Source organism: Streptomyces sp. NPDC056738, from assembly GCF_042790435.1.
Lineage (GTDB): Bacteria > Actinomycetota > Actinomycetes > Streptomycetales > Streptomycetaceae > Streptomyces.
In genome coordinates this window covers 120,279-134,808 of sequence record NZ_JBHTZF010000017.1, presented here as the reverse complement: position 1 = coordinate 134,808, position 14,530 = coordinate 120,279, and the positions used below count along the sequence as shown (strand labels likewise).

Below are 14,530 nucleotides of genomic sequence, written 5' to 3'. Positions count from 1 at the left end.
GGCGAAGGTTGGCGCCGTCCTCCGGCCCACCCTTCGGTCGCGGGGACAGTTTCAGCCCCTCCGGCGATTGAGGAGCGGGGTCTGGGGCGGAGCACCAGGTTCGGGTCGGGTAGGGGCGGAGGGGGCGAGAGAAGGTTGTTGGGGTGGGGGTCGTGAAGGGGTGGGGTGTAGAGGGTGGTGCGGGGCCCGGGGTGGGTGTTGGTCACTTGGGGGGTGCCGGGGTGTTACCCAGTGTTCCGTGTCCGCTAGGCGGACCGGGCGGGCGGGAGGCACTGGGTGCCGGATACGGTGGGAAATACCATGAGCGCTTCACATACCCCTGATGTGCCCACTCTTCTTGTCAAGATCTTCGGCAAGGACCGGCCGGGCATCACCGCCGGACTCTTCGACACCCTCGCCGCCTTCTCGGTCGACGTCGTCGACATCGAGCAGGTCGTCACCCGCGGCCGGATCGTGCTGTGCGCGCTCGTGACCGAGCCGCCCGCCGGTCTCGAGGGTGACCTTCGGTCGACCGTCCACAGCTGGGCCGAGTCGATGAAGATGCAGGCGGAGATCATCTCCGGCCTCGGCGACAACCGTCCGCGTGGCCTGGGACGTTCGCTGGTCACGGTGCTCGGACACCCGCTCACCGCGGAGTCGACGGCCGCCATCGCCGCGCGGATCACGAAGACCGGCGGCAACATCGACCGTATCTTCCGGCTGGCCAAGTACCCGGTGACCGCGGTCGAGTTCGCGGTGTCCGGTACGGAGACCGAGGAACTGCGCACCGCGCTGGTGACCGAGGCGTCGGCACTGGGTGTCGACATCGCGGTCGTGGCCGCGGGCCTGCACCGGCGGGCCCAGCGTCTCGTCGTGATGGACGTGGACTCCACACTCATCCAGGACGAGGTGATCGAGCTCTTCGCCGCGCACGCCGGCTGCGAGGCCGAGGTCGCCGAGGTCACGGCGGCCGCGATGCGCGGTGAGCTGGACTTCGAGCAGTCCCTGCACGCCCGCGTGGCGCTCCTCGAGGGGCTGGACGCGTCGGTGGTGCAGAAGGTGCGCGAGGAGGTACGGCTCACGCCGGGCGCGCGCACCCTGATCCGTACGCTGAAGCGGCTCGGCTTCCAAGTCGGTGTCGTCTCCGGCGGGTTCACCCAGGTCACCGACGATCTGAAGGAACGGCTAGGGCTCGACTTCGCCCAGGCCAACACGCTGGAGATCGTCGACGGAAAGCTGACCGGGCGGGTCACCGGCGAGATCGTGGACCGGGCGGGCAAGGCCCGGCTGCTGCGCCGCTTCGCCGCCGAGGCCGAGATTCCGCTGGCCCAGACCGTGGCGATCGGCGACGGCGCCAACGACCTCGACATGCTCAACGCCGCCGGTCTCGGGGTCGCGTTCAACGCGAAGCCGGTCGTACGGCAGGCCGCGCACACCGCGGTGAACTTCCCGTTCCTCGACACGGTCCTCTATCTACTGGGCGTCACCCGTGAAGAGGTCGAGGCCGCCGACATGGACGAGGACGACCTGGCTCACTGAGCGACGGTCCCGCGACGGACGAGGGCCCGGCACCGTGACGGTGCCGGGCCCTCGTGGGTTGTCGGGGCGGGGTCACTCCGTCGGAGCCCAGTAGTCGGTCAGGGCCGCCGATCCGGGTTCGAGGGACTTCCAGGGGCCGTCGAAGGTCAGGACCGCGAACGCGGCGGTGTGGAAGCCGTGGGCGTTCATCCGGGCGCGGCTGTCGCCCTCCGCCCGGCCCGCCAGGACCTCGGTAAGGCCGTGCATGCCGGGGTTGTGGCCGATCAGGATCGCGTTCCGGGCGTCGTCCGGGGTCTCGTTGATCACGGCGATCAGCTCGCCGGGCGAGGCTTCGTAGATCCGCTCCTCGTAGACCGTTTTCGGCCGGTGCGGGAGCTCCAGGACGGCGTGCTTCCATGTCTCGCGGGTCCGGATCGCGGTGGAGCAGAGGGCCAGGTCCAGGGGGATGCCGCTGTCGGCCAGCTTGCGTCCGGCGATGGCGGCGTCCATGCGGCCCCGGTCGGCGAGCGGCCGCTCATGGTCGGACACCTGCGGCCAGTCGGCTTTCGCATGCCGGAAGAGGACGATCCTGCGGGGTTCTGCGACGCTCATGAGTCCCAGCTTCGCACGAAACATGCCATGGGGCGCAGGGAGTTGATGCGGTCCCCCGGCGAGGGTGAAGCCGTGCCCCGTCAGGGGTGATGGCATCCCCATGGAGGGGGCGTGGCGCGGTGGGGCCGGGGCTCGCGGGTGTGCGGCGACGGGCCCGGGGTGCGCCGCTCAGGAGGCGTTGTGCAGGACCGCCTGCTGGACGCGCTCGAACAGGTGGGCGATCGTCGGGTCGCCGGTCGCGGCGTGCGCGTCCGCCGGGTTAAGGATCATGAGCAGCAGGACGACGAAGGAGAGCGTCGGCAGGGCGAGGGCCCACCAGGGCAGCCGGATGTCGACGCGGCCCGTGGTCGCCGGGTGGGGCCGGGTGTGCGTAGGGGCCGACATGCCGCCTCCGTGAGTCTTCGAGTGGTCCCTGGCCGCGGTTCGCGGTCACGATTCGAAGGTACGGAGCGCGGCGCTCGCGGCCCATCCGGTGATCCACCCACTTGACCCTGACACTCGCCCCCTAGGGGATGGGGGGTTATCCCCACCACCGGGGCCCGGGGGGGTGGCCGGCGTCGCCGACGGGGCGGGGCCGAGGGGCGTACGGGGCTCACGAGGAACGTCGTACTGGCGGGCCCGAGGGGCCCACGGCGGTTACGGCAGTGGTGCGGGGGCGGTCCGTACCGGGCCGCCGGTCACGGGGAGGCGATGGACGCGATGATGCCGATGATCACCGTGATGGCCAGCATCGCGCCGAGCACGAGCAGCAGCTTCTTCTGGCCGTTCTGGGGGTTCGGGTCGAGCACAGGCATGCGGCAAGTCTCGCACCCCCGGTCCCCCGCGCCGTCGCCGGGGCCCGGTTCCGGGAGCCGGGGCCGGGAGCCGGGAGCCGGGAGCCGGGATCAGCCTGCGGCCTCGTCCTCCACCGTGCGGTCGCGGCCCGCCAGGATGCCGACCCCGATCTGCGGGATCATCAGCCCGGCCATCAGCGCGATCGGCAGGCCCCAGCCGCCGCTGTGCTGGTAGAGCACGCCCACGAGCAGCGGGCCCGGGATCGAGATCAGGTATCCGGTGCTCTGGGCGAACGCCGACAGTTGCGCCACACCGGCGCCGGTCCTGGCGCGCATGCCGACCATGGTCAGGGCCAGCGGGAAGGCGCAGTTGGAGATGCCGAGCAGCAGGGCCCAGGCCCAGGCGCCCGCCGCCGGGGCCAGATAGAGGCCCGCGTATCCGGCGAGTCCGCACAGGCCCAGGGCGACGACGATGGGGCCCTGCCGGGGCAGGCGGGTGGCGAGGCGCGGGATGACGAAGGCCAGCGGCACGCCCATCACCATCGTGACGGCGAGCAGCAGCCCCGCGGTGCTCGCGGCGACGCCCGCGTCGCGGAAGATCTGCGCCATCCAGCCCATCGTGATGTAGGCGGCCGTGGCCTGGAGACCGAAGAAGACGGCCAGGGCCCAGGCGGTACGACTGCGGGTGATGCGCAGCCCGCCGGGTTCGGGGCGGGCCGTGGGGGTGGCGGAGGACTTCGCGACGCCGGTGCGTGAAGTCTTCGCCCGGGCGATACCGGTGGGGGTGGCTGTGGCAGGGGCCGCCTGGGCGCGGTCATCCGTGCCGGGGGCGTCATCCGTGCCGGGGGCCGCCGTCCGGGCTCGTACCAGCAGGAGCCACGGCAGGACCGCCGCCGCCGCGAGACCCGCCCACACCACGAGGCCGGAGTGCCAGTCGCCCCCGAGGCCGTCGGTCATGGGCACGGTCGCCGCCGCGGCGGCGGATGTGCCGAGGGCGAGCGCCATCGAGTACAGGCCCGTCATGGAGCCGACCTTGTCGGGGAACCAGCGCTTGACGATCACCGGCATCAGGACGTTGCTGACCGCGATGCCCATGAGCGCGAGGGCGCTGGCGGCCAGGAAGCCGGCCGTTCCCCCGATGTACGGCCGTACGGCCAGGCCCACGGTGATGGCGACCATGCCCGCGCAGACGACGGCGGCGGCCCCGAAGCGGCGGGCGAGCCGCGGTGCGGTCACGCCGAAGAGGGCGAAGCACAGGGGCGGCACCGAGGTGAGCAGTCCGGCGACGCTGCCGCTCATGCCGAGGCCGCCGCGCACCTCTTCGAGGAGCGCGCCGAGGCTGGTGATGGCCGGGCGCAGGTTGAGGGCGGCGAGGACGATGCCGGCGACCACGAGCCGTGTCGTCCACGCGCGCGGGTCGGGCGTCGCGGGTGCCGTGCTCCGGGCGGGGCGGTGTATCGCGGGGGGACGCGTCGGTGTGCGGGTTTCCTCGGGGGCCATGAGGCCCATCATAGAATCATGGGATGATTGGGTGTCCAATCGCGCTGCGTTAATCTCCGGAGCCTCCGGCCCCGCGCGAACGATCACACCCGGGCCCGTACGACGAAGGACCGTCATGCCGCTGAGCCATCCCCGCCGTTCGGCCCTGTCCGAGCAGGTCATCGCCGAGCTGCGGAACCAGATCACGTCGGGCGAGTGGCCGGTGGGCTCCCGCATCCCCACCGAGCCGGAGCTCGTCGACCAGCTCGGTGTCGCCCGCAACACCGTGCGCGAGGCGGTCCGGGCGCTCGCCCACAACGGACTGCTGGACATCCGGCAGGGATCGGGCACGTACGTGGTGGCGACCAGCGAGCTCGCGGGCGTGATGCACCGCCGTTTCGCCGACGCCGACCCCCGGCACATCGCCGAACTGCGGTCCACGCTGGAGTCGAGCGCCGCGAGGCTGGCCGCCGAGCGGCGCACGGAACGCGATCTCAAGCAGTTGGAGGCGCTCCTCGTACGCCGTGAGGAGGCCTGGGAGTCGGGCGACGCGGAGGCCTTCGTGGCCGCCGACGCGACCTTCCACCTGGCGGTGGTGGCCGCCTCCCACAACGACGTCATGACGGCGATGTACGCGGACCTGGGCGAGGTGCTGCGCGACTGGCTGCGCGTGGACGTCGGCAAGGAGCTGACGCCGGAGTCGTACATGGACCACGCCCTGCTCGTCGACGCGATCAGGGCGGGCGACGCGGAGGCGGCGGCCGCGGAGGCCGCGAGCTATCCCTTCCAGTGCCGGCCCGGCCCGCCGGCCGCCACGGAGTAGGCGACAAACGGCGACAAGCGGCAACCGTGGGGGCGGGCGCCGGGCCTGGCTGGACGCCGGCTCCGGGACCCGTCACCGTCGTACGGGCCCGAGCCGCCCGCGGGTCACTTTCCGTGGGTGATCCAGACCTCGCGGATCTCCTTCCAGCAGCGGCCGGTCAGCCGGACGGTCATCGCCGGTCCGACCTCGACCGGGGCGCCGTCGGTGTCGATGTCCCACCAGCGGGCGCATTCGACGTGCAGAGCGACGTGGTCGATGCCCACATAGGGGTTGTGGCAGTACGCGACGACCTCGGAGCCGGTGACGGTGGTCCGGCACTCCGCGCCGAACGGCTGGGGCACGGGCTTTCGTGCCCCCTGGCCCGCGGCGGCGGACCGGGACCCCTCGTTCACGCGTTTCGCTCGCGGGATGGACATCGCGTCGTGCGGGACGGCAAGGGCCAGAGCGACAGCGGCGAACACCGGAGCAAAGCGGCGGGACAGGCGCACAAGGGGACCTCCTCGGCCGAACGGCTGCGGGGCGGGCGGTGCGTCCTCCCAGGGTGCCGGTCAGGGGGTCCCGGCCGCCCGGCCGACTGGGCCGAACGGGGGACGCCCCGCTCCCCGCGCGGTGCGGGAAACGGGGCGTCGATACCGCGCGTAAACGCTTACGCGCCGATGGCGTGCAGACCGCCGTCCACGTGGATGATCTCGCCCGTGGTCTTCGGGAACCAGTCGCTCAGGAGGGCGACGACGCCCTTACCGGCCGGCTCCGGGTCCTTCAGGTCCCACTCCAGCGGGGCGCGGGTGTCCCACACGGAGGCCAGCTCGCCGAAGCCCGGGATGGACTTGGCGGCCATGGAGCCGATGGGGCCGGCGGAGATGAGGTTGCAGCGGATGTTCTGCTTGCCCAGGTCGCGGGCCATGTAGCGGCTGGTGGCCTCCAGGGCGGCCTTGGCCGGGCCCATCCAGTCGTACTGCGGCCACGCGTACTGCGCGTCGAAGGTGAGGCCGACGACGGAGCCGCCGTTCTGCATCAGCGGCAGGCAGGCCATCGTCAGCGACTTCAGGGAGAACGCCGAGACGTGCATGGCCGTGGCGACCGACTCGAACGGTGTGTTCAGGAAGTTGCCGCCGAGGGCGTCCTGCGGCGCGAAGCCGATGGAGTGCACGACGCCGTCGAGGCCGCCCAGCTCCTCGCCGACGACGTCGGCGAGACGCCCGAGGTGCTCCTCGTTGGTGACGTCCAGCTCGATGACCTTGGTGGGCTTCGGCAGCTTCCTGGCGATGCGCTCGGTCAGCGTGGGCCGCGGGAACGCGGTCAGGATGATCTCCGCGCCCTGCTCCTGGGCCAGCTTCGCGGTGTGGAAGGCGATGGAGGACTCCATCAGCACACCGGTGATCAGGACGCGCTTGCCCTCAAGAATTCCGCTCATGGTGATCAGTGACCCATTCCCAGTCCGCCGTCAACAGGGATGACGGCTCCAGTGATGTACGAGGCGTCGTCCGAGGCGAGGAACCGCACCGTCGCGGCGATCTCCTCCGGCTGCGCGTAACGGCCGAGCGGCACCTGCGACACGATGCCGGCGCGCTGCTCGTCGGTGAGCACCTTGGTCATGTCGGTGTCGACGAAGCCGGGCGCGACGACGTTGAAGGTGATGTTGCGCGAGCCGAGCTCGCGGGCGAGCGACCGAGCGAAGCCGACAAGGGCGGCCTTGGACGCGGCGTAGTTCGCCTGTCCCGCGGAGCCGAGCAGTCCGACGACCGAGGAGACCAGCACGACGCGGCCCTTCTTGGCGCGCAGCATGCCCCGGTTGGCGCGCTTGACGACGCGGAAGGTGCCGGTGAGGTTGGTGTCGACGACCGAGGTGAAGTCCTCCTCGGACATGCGCATCAGCAACTGGTCCTTGGTGACGCCGGCGTTGGCGATCAGGACCTCGACCGGGCCGTGCTCGGCCTCGATCTCCTTGTAGGCCTGCTCCACCTGCTCGGTGTCGGTGATGTCGCACTTGACCGCCAGGAAGCCGGCCGGCGGCTCACCGGACCGGTACGTGATCGCGACCTTGTCGCCTGCGTCGGCGAATGCGCGGGCGATGGCGAGGCCGATGCCCCGGTTGCCTCCGGTGACGAGAACCGAGCGGCTCAACGGATCACCCTTTCGTTAGCGGACTGAAACCCCTGCAATACAGGCGCCTTCCTCGAAAACCTATCGGTCCGTCCGGCCTCCCAGAGAATCGGGCACCGACAGTGGGTTCGGGTGACTGCTGTCGGGTCCCTACAGAAAGCCGAGGCCGTACGGCCGGAAGGCGGACGTCCGCGGCCGAAAGACGCGCCCGGTGACGGCAAAGGCGTGGCCGCCGGGGCCGCCCGCGCGACATGATCGGACCCGACGGGCCACGACAGCAGGGAGACCTCGGTGCCTCATTCCATCGACGAAGCCTTCACGGCGCTACCGCTGCGCGCACTCGCCGACGCCGCGCTCGCGCGGGCGCGGGCGCTGGGCGCCGACCACGCGGACTTCCGGTTCGAGCGGGTGCGCAGCGCGTCCTGGCGGCTGCGCGACGCCAAGCCGGCCGGATCGTCGGACACGACGGACCTGGGGTACGCGGTACGGGTCGTGCACGGCGGGACCTGGGGGTTCGCGTCGGGTGTCGACCTGACGATGGACGCGGCCGCGAAGGTCGCCTCGCAGGCCGTGGCGATGGCGAAGCTGTCGGCCCAGGTGATCAAGGCGGCGGGTTCGGACGAGCGGGTCGAGCTGGCTCCGGAGCCGGTGCACGCCGAGAAGACGTGGGTCTCGTCGTACGAGATCGATCCCTTCTCCGTGCCGGACGAGGACAAGGCGGGGCTGCTGGCCGACTGGAGCGCGCGGCTGCTGGCGGCCGACGGCGTCAACCACGTCGACGCGTCCCTGCTGACCGTGCACGAGAACAAGTTCTACGCGGACACCGCCGGGACGGTGACCACGCAGCAGCGGGTGCGGCTTCACCCGCAGCTCACCGCGGTGGCCGTGGACGACTCCAGCGGCGAGTTCGACTCGATGCGGACGATCGCGCCGCCGGTCGGGCGCGGCTGGGAGTACCTCCTGGGCACCGGCTGGGACTGGGACGGCGAGCTGGAGCGGATTCCGGGGCTGCTCGCGGAGAAGATGCGGGCGCCGAGCGTGGAGGCGGGGGTGTACGACCTCGTCGTGGACCCGTCGAACCTGTGGCTGACGATCCACGAGTCCATCGGGCACGCCACCGAGCTGGACCGCGCGCTCGGCTACGAGGCGGCGTACGCCGGGACCTCCTTCGCCACCTTCGACCAGCTCGGCAAGCTCAGGTACGGCTCCGACCTGATGAACGTGACGGGTGACCGCACCGCCGAGCACGGCCTGGCGACCATCGGGTACGACGACGAGGGCGTCGAGGGCCAGTCCTGGGACCTGGTGAAGGAGGGCACGCTCGTCGGCTACCAGCTCGACCGGCGGATCGCGGACCTGACCGGCTTCGAGCGCTCCAACGGCTGCGCGTACGCCGACTCCCCCCGGCACGTGCCCGTGCAGCGGATGGCCAACGTGTCGCTGCGGCCGGACCCGGGCGGGCTGTCCACCGAGGACCTGATCGGGGGTGTCGACCGGGGCATCTACGTCGTCGGCGACCGGTCCTGGTCCATCGACATGCAGCGCTACAACTTCCAGTTCACCGGCCAGCGCTTCTTCAAGATCGAGAACGGCCGGATCGCGGGCCAGCTCCGTGACGTCGCGTACCAGGCGACGACCACCGACTTCTGGGGTTCGATGGCGGCCGTCGGCGGCCCCCAGACGTACGTCCTCGGCGGTGCCTTCAACTGCGGCAAGGCCCAGCCGGGCCAGGTCGCCGCGGTGTCGCACGGCTGCCCTTCCGCCCTCTTCAAGGGTGTCAACATCCTCAACACCACCTCGGAGGCCGGTCGATGAGCGCCCGTACGAACAAGCCGCACGAGGTCGTCGAGCGTGCCCTCGAACTGTCGCGGGCCGACGGCTGTGTGGTGATCGCCGACGAGCAGTCCACCGCCAATCTCCGCTGGGCGGGCAACGCGCTCACCACGAACGGGGTCACCCGCGGGCGCACGCTCACCGTGATCGCCACCGTCGACGGACGCGAGGGCACCTCGTCCGGCGTCGTCTCGCGCTCGGCGGTGACGGCCGACGAGCTGGAGCCCCTGGTGCGGGCCGCCGAGGCGGCGGCGCGCGGCGCCGGTCCCGCCGAGGACGGGCGGCCGCTGGTGACGGGCGTGCCGGAGTCCCCGGACTTCACGGACGCGCCCGCCGAGACCTCCTCCGCCGTCTTCGCCGACTTCGCGCCGGCGCTCGGCGAGGCGTTCGCCCGCGCGCGGGCCGGCGGCCGTGAGCTGTACGGCTTCGCCAACCACGAGCTGGTCACCAGCTACCTGGGTACGTCGACGGGGCTGCGGCTGCGGCACGACCAGCCGAACGGCACGCTGGAGGTCAACGCCAAGTCCCCGGACCGTACGCGTTCGGCCTGGGCGGGACGCTCGACGCGGGACTTCAAGGACGTCGACCCGGCGGCGATGGACGCGGAGCTGGCGGTACGGCTCGGCTGGGCCGAGCGGCGTGTGGAGCTGCCGGCCGGGCGCTACGAGACGCTGCTGCCGCCGACCGCGGTCGCGGACCTGCTGATCTACCAGATGTGGTCGGCCGCCGCCCGGGACGCCGCCGAGGGCCGGACCGTCTTCAGCAAGGCCGGGGGCGGCACCCGCATCGGTGAGCGGCTCAGCGAACTGCCGCTGACGCTGCGCAGCGATCCGAACGAGCCGGGCCTGGAGTCGGCCCCCTTCGTCCTCGCGCACTCCTCGGGCGACGACGCCTCCGTGTTCGACAACGGGCTGCCGCTGAAGGCCACCGACTGGATCCGGGAGGGCGAGCTGCGGCATCTGTCCACCACCCGGCACAGCGCGGGCCTGACCGGGCTGCCGGTGACGCCGACGATCGGGAACCTCGTCCTCGACGGCGGCGAGGACCGCTCCCTGGAGGAGATGGTCGCCGCGACCGGGCGCGGTCTGCTGCTGACCTGCCTGTGGTACATCCGCGAGGTCGACCCGGCGACGCTGCTGCTGACCGGGCTCACCCGCGACGGCGTCTACCTCGTCGAGGACGGCGAGGTCGTGGGCGAGGTGAACAACTTCCGGTTCAACGAGTCGCCGGTGGGTCTGCTGGGACGGGCCACGGAGGCGGGGCGGACGGAGAAGACGCTGCCCCGTGAGTGGAGCGACTGGTTCACCCGGGCCGCGATGCCCGCGCTGCGGGTGCCGGATTTCAATATGAGTTCTGTCAGCCAGGGCGTATAACCTCGTACCTGATTCACGAGACCACCCGAGGAGATACGAGAACCGTGACGGACATCGTCGACGAGCTGAAGTGGCGGGGCCTGTTCTCCCTGTCCACCGACGAAGATGCATTGCGCAAGGCGCTCGCGGACGGTCCCGTCACGTTCTATTGCGGCTTCGACCCGACCGCGCCGAGCCTGCACGTCGGTCACCTGGTGCAGGTGCTCACGATGCGCCGGCTGCAGCAGGCGGGGCTGCGGCCGCTCGCGCTGGTGGGCGGGGCGACGGGCCAGATCGGTGACCCGCGCCCGACGGCGGAGCGCACGCTGAACGACCCGGAGACGGTCGCGAACTGGGTGACGCGGCTGCGTTCGCAGATCGAGCCGTTCCTGTCCTTCGAGGGCGAGAACCCCGCGGTCATGGTGAACAACCTGGACTGGACGGCCGGGCTCTCGGCCATCGAGTTCCTGCGGGACATCGGCAAGCACTTCCGCGTCAACAAGATGCTCACCAAGGACTCCGTGGCCCGCCGCCTGGAGTCCGAGGAGGGCATCAGCTACACGGAGTTCAGCTACCAGCTCCTGCAGGGCATGGACTTCCTGGAGCTGTACCGCCGCTACGGCTGCACGCTCCAGCAGGGCGGCAGCGACCAGTGGGGCAACCTCACGGCGGGCCTGGACCTGATCCACCGCCTGGAGCCCGAGGCCCATGTGCACGCGCTGGCGACGCCGCTGATGGTCAAGGCGGACGGCACCAAGTTCGGCAAGACCGAGGGCGGCGCCGTCTGGCTCGACCCCGAGATGACGACGCCGTACGCGTTCTACCAGTTCTGGCTGAACGTGGACGACCGGGACGTCTCGACGTACATGCGCATCCTGTCCTTCCGGTCCCCCGAGGAGCTGGAGGAACTGGAGAAGCAGACGGAGGAGCGTCCGCAGGCCCGTGCCGCCCAGCGCGCGCTGGCCGAGGAGCTGACGACGCTGGTGCACGGCGCCGACCAGACGGCCGCCGTGATCGCCGCGTCCAAGGCCCTGTTCGGGCAGGGCGAGCTGACCGACCTGGACGAGCGCACGCTCGCCGCGGCGCTGTCGGAGGTGCCGCACATCCAGGTCGCCGAGGCGGGCCTGGTCGTGGACCTGTTCGCCGAGGTCGGCCTGGTGGCCAGCAAGTCGGCCGCGCGCCGCACGGTCAAGGAGGGCGGGGCCTACGTGAACAACGTGAAGGTCGGCGCCGAGGACGCGGTCCCGGCCAAGGAGGACCTGCTGCACGGGCGCTGGCTGGTGCTGCGCCGGGGCAAGAAGAGCCTGGCCGCGGTGGAGGTCACGGGCGGCTGAGCGTTCCGACGACAGCGAGGGCGCGGGCCGCTTCCCGATCCGGGAAGCGGCCCGCGCCCTTCGTCCGCCCGGACGGAGTCACGCCCGCTGCTGCACCTTCTTGTTCCCCCACAGGGCCATGTACGCCATGTCGCCCAGCGCCACGATGACGATCGCGGCGATCAGCTGGAACAGGTGACGGGTCCAGTCGATGCCGGACGTCGCCTCGACGCCGAAGGCACGCGCGATCGCGTTGCCCACGATGGCTCCGAGGATGCCGAAGATGGTGGTCAGCCACAGAGGGCTGTGCTGCTTCCCCGGAATGATCGCCTTGGCGATCAGGCCCAGCACGAACCCGACGATGATCGCCCACAACCAGCCCATGTCCGCCTCCTTGTACCGCTCCCCGTGAGCGATACCGCCAGTCTCTGGCTGTCAGCCATACGGCGCATGTCGGGCGGAGCCGTACGCGCTACGGCGCAGCGTGTCCGCCCGGACGGGACGTGCCCCGGTCTCGAAGGCGACGCATACGCGGCGTACCGTGGAAGCAGTCCGGGCCCGCGTCCTCGACGGGTCCGTGACGGGTACGGACCGGGGTGTCCGACACAGTCAGGTGGTGGAATGTGATCAGGAAGCAGAGCAACGTCCAGGTCTTCCGGATCACGGGAGCCAGACAGAGCCTGGACGACGACGTGCGCGGCCGGCAGCGGCGCTACGTGATCTCGATGTCCGTGCGTACGGTGTCCGTGATCCTGGCGGCCGCCCTGTGGAACGTCGAACGGCCCGTCGCTCTGGTCGCTCTGGTCCTCGGAATTCTCCTCCCGTACGTCGCGGTGGTCATCGCGAACGCCGGACGCGAGAACGCGCCCTCGCTCCCCTCGACCTTCGTCACCGCTCCGCTGCGTCCGATGATCACACCGCCCCGGCAGGACGGTGCCGAGGAGCCCCCCGCCGGGGGTGCCGCGACCGGCCCCGAGGCGCGCTCGGGGGCCGAGCCGCACGACCCCGCCTGAGCCCCGACCGGAGTCGGAACAGGGGCGAACTCGCCCTGGGACAAAGCCGGTTCGGCTCCGGACGGACGTCCGGGCGGTCGCCGAAAACGGAATATCCCCACGCGGGCAAGCTCAAGAAAACCTCAGATCAATCATGTTGTTCCGGTGCCGGGCGGCGGGCTACCCGTGACATACTTCGTACGCGCTCCGCATCCCCCGTCGGAGCGACAGACCGACGCCGGGCAGCTCCCCCCGTGGCTGCTCGGCGTCGCCTTTTCGGCCCCTCGGAGCCCCGCCCCGCATCAGGGTCCGCCCACCGCGCGGAACGCGTGCCGCCCGGCCTCGGCTAGGGTCGGCAGAGTGATTTCGAACGCCCCCGGCTCCGGTCCCCTCTCCCCCGTCTGCTCGGCCAAGGCCTGCCGCGCGGACGCCGTGTGGGTGCTCGCCTGGAACAACCCGAAGCTGCACACGCCCGAGCGCCGCAAGACCTGGCTGGCGTGCGAGGAGCACCGCGAGCACCTGTCGTCGTTCCTCGGGATACGCGGGTTCCTGAAGGACGTCGTGCCCCTCGCGGAGTGGGAGGCCTCGCGGCCCGCGGAGCACGGGGAGGACCGGGACACGCTCTAGGGCCGGAGGCCCCAGGGCGGGACACGCTCCAGGGCCCGGAGGCCCCGGGGCCCGGAGACCTCAGGGCCCGTCAGCCGCCGATCGCCGACATCGGGCGGTCGGGCTGCACGAACGACGGGTCGTCCAGGCCCGCTCCCGCCTTCTTGCCCCACATCGCGGTGCGCCAGGCGCCGGCGATGTCCTCGTCGGGCGCCCCCGAGCGCAGGGCGCCGCGCAGGTCGGTCTCCTCCGTGGCGAACAGGCAGGTGCGCACCTGGCCGTCGGCGGTGAGGCGGGTGCGGTCGCAGGCCGCGCAGAACGGGCGGGTGACCGAGGCGATCACCCCGACGCGGTGCGGGCCGCCGTCGACGAGCCAGCGCTCGGCGGGTGCGGAACCCCGCTCGCCGGCGTCCTCCTCGGTGAGCCGGAAGCGGGTGCGCAGCGAGGCGAGGATGTCGGCGGCGGTGACCATGCCGTCGCGCTTCCAGCCGTGCTGGGCGTCGAGGGGCATCTGCTCGATGAAGCGGAGTTCGTAGGCGTTCTCGATGGCCCAGGCCAGCAGGTCCGGGGCTTCGTCCGCGTTCAGGCCGGGCATCAGCACCGAGTTGATCTTGACGGGGGTCAGCCCCGCGTCGCGGGCGGCTTCGAGGCCCTCGATGACGTCCTTGTGGCGGTCGCGGCGGGTGAGGGTCTTGAAGACGTCGGGCCGCAGGGTGTCCAGCGAGACGTTGACCCGGTCCAGGCCGGCGGCCTTCAGGGCGGCCGCGGTGCGCTTGAGGCCGATGCCGTTGGTCGTGAGGGACATCTGCGGGCGGGGGGCGAGGGCCGCGACCCGCTCGACGATGCCGGGCAGCCCGGGGCGCAGCAGAGGTTCGCCGCCGGTGAAGCGGACCTCTTCGATGCCGAGGCGGGTGACCGCGATCTCTATCAGGCGGACGATCTCGTCGTCGGTGAGCAGGTCGGGCTTGGCGAGCCACTGCAGTCCCTCTTCGGGCATGCAGTAGGTGCAGCGGAGGTTGCACCGGTCCGTCAGTGAGACACGCAGGTCGGTGGCGACCCGGCCGTAGGTGTCGATGAGCACGTGGGCCCCCTCCCTCGTTGCCGATCTCTTTCTCCGGATACCTGTGAGCCTACGTGACGAGGCGGG

Annotated in this window: 16 protein-coding genes; 7 read left to right on the top strand and 9 right to left on the bottom strand. The window is 71.4% G+C overall.

Annotated elements, in window-relative coordinates; genetic code table 11:
* Nucleotides 1-300: 300 nt before the first annotated feature.
* Complete coding sequence (gene serB / locus ACFRIC_RS35315) at nucleotides 301-1,518, top strand: phosphoserine phosphatase SerB (protein ID WP_382794712.1); 1,218 nt, start codon at nucleotides 301-303, stop codon at nucleotides 1,516-1,518.
* A gap of 72 nt (nucleotides 1,519-1,590) precedes the next feature.
* Here serB and ACFRIC_RS35310 read toward each other — a convergent pair whose 3' ends face one another.
* The 4 genes from ACFRIC_RS35310 to ACFRIC_RS35295 form a co-directional block, all read right to left on the bottom strand.
* Nucleotides 1,591-2,109: a SixA phosphatase family protein gene (locus tag ACFRIC_RS35310; RefSeq protein WP_382794709.1), complete on the bottom strand. Its 519-nt coding sequence runs from the start codon at nucleotides 2,107-2,109 to the stop codon at nucleotides 1,591-1,593.
* A gap of 168 nt (nucleotides 2,110-2,277) precedes the next feature.
* Nucleotides 2,278-2,493 (bottom strand): hypothetical protein, encoded by a 216-nt coding sequence (locus tag ACFRIC_RS35305; RefSeq protein ID WP_382794706.1) that lies wholly within the window; start codon nucleotides 2,491-2,493, stop codon nucleotides 2,278-2,280.
* Between the two features lie 293 nt (nucleotides 2,494-2,786).
* Nucleotides 2,787-2,903: an SGM_5486 family transporter-associated protein gene (locus tag ACFRIC_RS35300; RefSeq protein ID WP_263974370.1), complete on the bottom strand. Its 117-nt coding sequence runs from the start codon at nucleotides 2,901-2,903 to the stop codon at nucleotides 2,787-2,789.
* Between the two features lie 90 nt (nucleotides 2,904-2,993).
* Nucleotides 2,994-4,394: a CynX/NimT family MFS transporter gene (locus tag ACFRIC_RS35295; RefSeq protein WP_382794703.1), complete on the bottom strand. Its 1,401-nt coding sequence runs from the start codon at nucleotides 4,392-4,394 to the stop codon at nucleotides 2,994-2,996.
* Between the two features lie 103 nt (nucleotides 4,395-4,497).
* On the opposite strand from ACFRIC_RS35295, the gene ACFRIC_RS35290 reads away from it, so the two are divergent.
* Entirely contained in the window at nucleotides 4,498-5,184 is a 687-nt protein-coding gene (locus ACFRIC_RS35290; protein WP_365487630.1) for a FadR/GntR family transcriptional regulator, read from the top strand.
* Nucleotides 5,185-5,288: 104 nt separating this feature from the next.
* Here the strand turns inward: ACFRIC_RS35290 and ACFRIC_RS35285 are convergent, their stop codons facing one another.
* The 3 genes from ACFRIC_RS35285 to fabG form a co-directional block, all read right to left on the bottom strand.
* Nucleotides 5,289-5,672 (bottom strand): hypothetical protein, encoded by a 384-nt coding sequence (locus ACFRIC_RS35285; RefSeq protein ID WP_382794699.1) that lies wholly within the window; start codon nucleotides 5,670-5,672, stop codon nucleotides 5,289-5,291.
* Between the two features lie 158 nt (nucleotides 5,673-5,830).
* On the bottom strand, nucleotides 5,831-6,598 hold the full coding sequence (gene fabI / locus ACFRIC_RS35280; protein WP_339128529.1) for an enoyl-ACP reductase FabI: 768 nt from the start codon (nucleotides 6,596-6,598) through the stop codon (nucleotides 5,831-5,833).
* Nucleotides 6,599-6,603: 5 nt separating this feature from the next.
* The gene (gene fabG, locus ACFRIC_RS35275) at nucleotides 6,604-7,308 is read right to left on the bottom strand and encodes a 3-oxoacyl-[acyl-carrier-protein] reductase (RefSeq protein ID WP_382794696.1); all 705 of its coding nucleotides are present in this window, start codon (nucleotides 7,306-7,308) and stop codon (nucleotides 6,604-6,606) included.
* Between the two features lie 270 nt (nucleotides 7,309-7,578).
* Between fabG and ACFRIC_RS35270 the strand changes: the two genes are divergently transcribed.
* Genes ACFRIC_RS35270 through tyrS form a run of 3 tightly spaced genes read left to right on the top strand, consistent with a single transcriptional unit; the run spans nucleotide 7,579 to nucleotide 11,806 of the window.
* A complete protein-coding gene (locus tag ACFRIC_RS35270; protein WP_382794692.1) occupies nucleotides 7,579-9,102 on the top strand; it encodes a TldD/PmbA family protein in 1,524 nt (507 codons plus the stop codon).
* Entirely contained in the window at nucleotides 9,099-10,493 is a 1,395-nt protein-coding gene (locus ACFRIC_RS35265) for a metallopeptidase TldD-related protein (RefSeq protein WP_382794690.1), read from the top strand. The genes ACFRIC_RS35270 and ACFRIC_RS35265 overlap by 4 nt, the downstream gene beginning before the upstream one ends.
* Nucleotides 10,494-10,537: 44 nt before the next feature.
* Nucleotides 10,538-11,806, top strand: coding sequence for a tyrosine--tRNA ligase (tyrS, locus tag ACFRIC_RS35260; protein WP_382794688.1), 1,269 nt, complete (start codon nucleotides 10,538-10,540; stop codon nucleotides 11,804-11,806).
* Between the two features lie 78 nt (nucleotides 11,807-11,884).
* On the opposite strand, the gene ACFRIC_RS35255 is transcribed toward tyrS, so the two are convergent.
* Complete coding sequence (locus ACFRIC_RS35255) at nucleotides 11,885-12,169, bottom strand: GlsB/YeaQ/YmgE family stress response membrane protein (protein WP_382794685.1); 285 nt, start codon at nucleotides 12,167-12,169, stop codon at nucleotides 11,885-11,887.
* A gap of 239 nt (nucleotides 12,170-12,408) precedes the next feature.
* On the opposite strand from ACFRIC_RS35255, the gene ACFRIC_RS35250 reads away from it, so the two are divergent.
* Together ACFRIC_RS35250 and ACFRIC_RS35245 are read left to right on the top strand one after the other, a co-directional pair.
* Entirely contained in the window at nucleotides 12,409-12,798 is a 390-nt protein-coding gene (locus ACFRIC_RS35250; protein ID WP_382794682.1) for a DUF3099 domain-containing protein, read from the top strand.
* Nucleotides 12,799-13,137: 339 nt separating this feature from the next.
* On the top strand, nucleotides 13,138-13,404 hold the full coding sequence (locus tag ACFRIC_RS35245) for a hypothetical protein (protein ID WP_382794680.1): 267 nt from the start codon (nucleotides 13,138-13,140) through the stop codon (nucleotides 13,402-13,404).
* 70 nt (nucleotides 13,405-13,474) lie between these two features.
* On the opposite strand, the gene moaA is transcribed toward ACFRIC_RS35245, so the two are convergent.
* The gene (gene moaA / locus ACFRIC_RS35240; RefSeq protein ID WP_382794677.1) at nucleotides 13,475-14,464 is read right to left on the bottom strand and encodes a GTP 3',8-cyclase MoaA; all 990 of its coding nucleotides are present in this window, start codon (nucleotides 14,462-14,464) and stop codon (nucleotides 13,475-13,477) included.
* Between the last annotated feature and the right edge of the window lie 66 nt (nucleotides 14,465-14,530).

What these genes read in the sequence shown, in the direction of transcription:
- serB (WP_382794712.1), top strand. Translation starts at nt 301, where the DNA reads ATGAGCGCTTCACATACCCCTGATGTGCCCACTCTTCTTGTCAAGATC.
- ACFRIC_RS35310 (WP_382794709.1), bottom strand. Translation starts at nt 2,109, where the DNA reads ATGAGCGTCGCAGAACCCCGCAGGATCGTCCTCTTCCGGCATGCGAAA.
- ACFRIC_RS35305 (WP_382794706.1), bottom strand. Translation starts at nt 2,493, where the DNA reads ATGTCGGCCCCTACGCACACCCGGCCCCACCCGGCGACCACGGGCCGC.
- ACFRIC_RS35300 (WP_263974370.1), bottom strand. Translation starts at nt 2,903, where the DNA reads ATGCCTGTGCTCGACCCGAACCCCCAGAACGGCCAGAAGAAGCTGCTG.
- ACFRIC_RS35295 (WP_382794703.1), bottom strand. Translation starts at nt 4,394, where the DNA reads ATGATGGGCCTCATGGCCCCCGAGGAAACCCGCACACCGACGCGTCCC.
- ACFRIC_RS35290 (WP_365487630.1), top strand. Translation starts at nt 4,498, where the DNA reads ATGCCGCTGAGCCATCCCCGCCGTTCGGCCCTGTCCGAGCAGGTCATC.
- fabI (WP_339128529.1), bottom strand. Translation starts at nt 6,598, where the DNA reads ATGAGCGGAATTCTTGAGGGCAAGCGCGTCCTGATCACCGGTGTGCTG.
- ACFRIC_RS35265 (WP_382794690.1), top strand. Translation starts at nt 9,099, where the DNA reads ATGAGCGCCCGTACGAACAAGCCGCACGAGGTCGTCGAGCGTGCCCTC.
- ACFRIC_RS35255 (WP_382794685.1), bottom strand. Translation starts at nt 12,169, where the DNA reads ATGGGCTGGTTGTGGGCGATCATCGTCGGGTTCGTGCTGGGCCTGATC.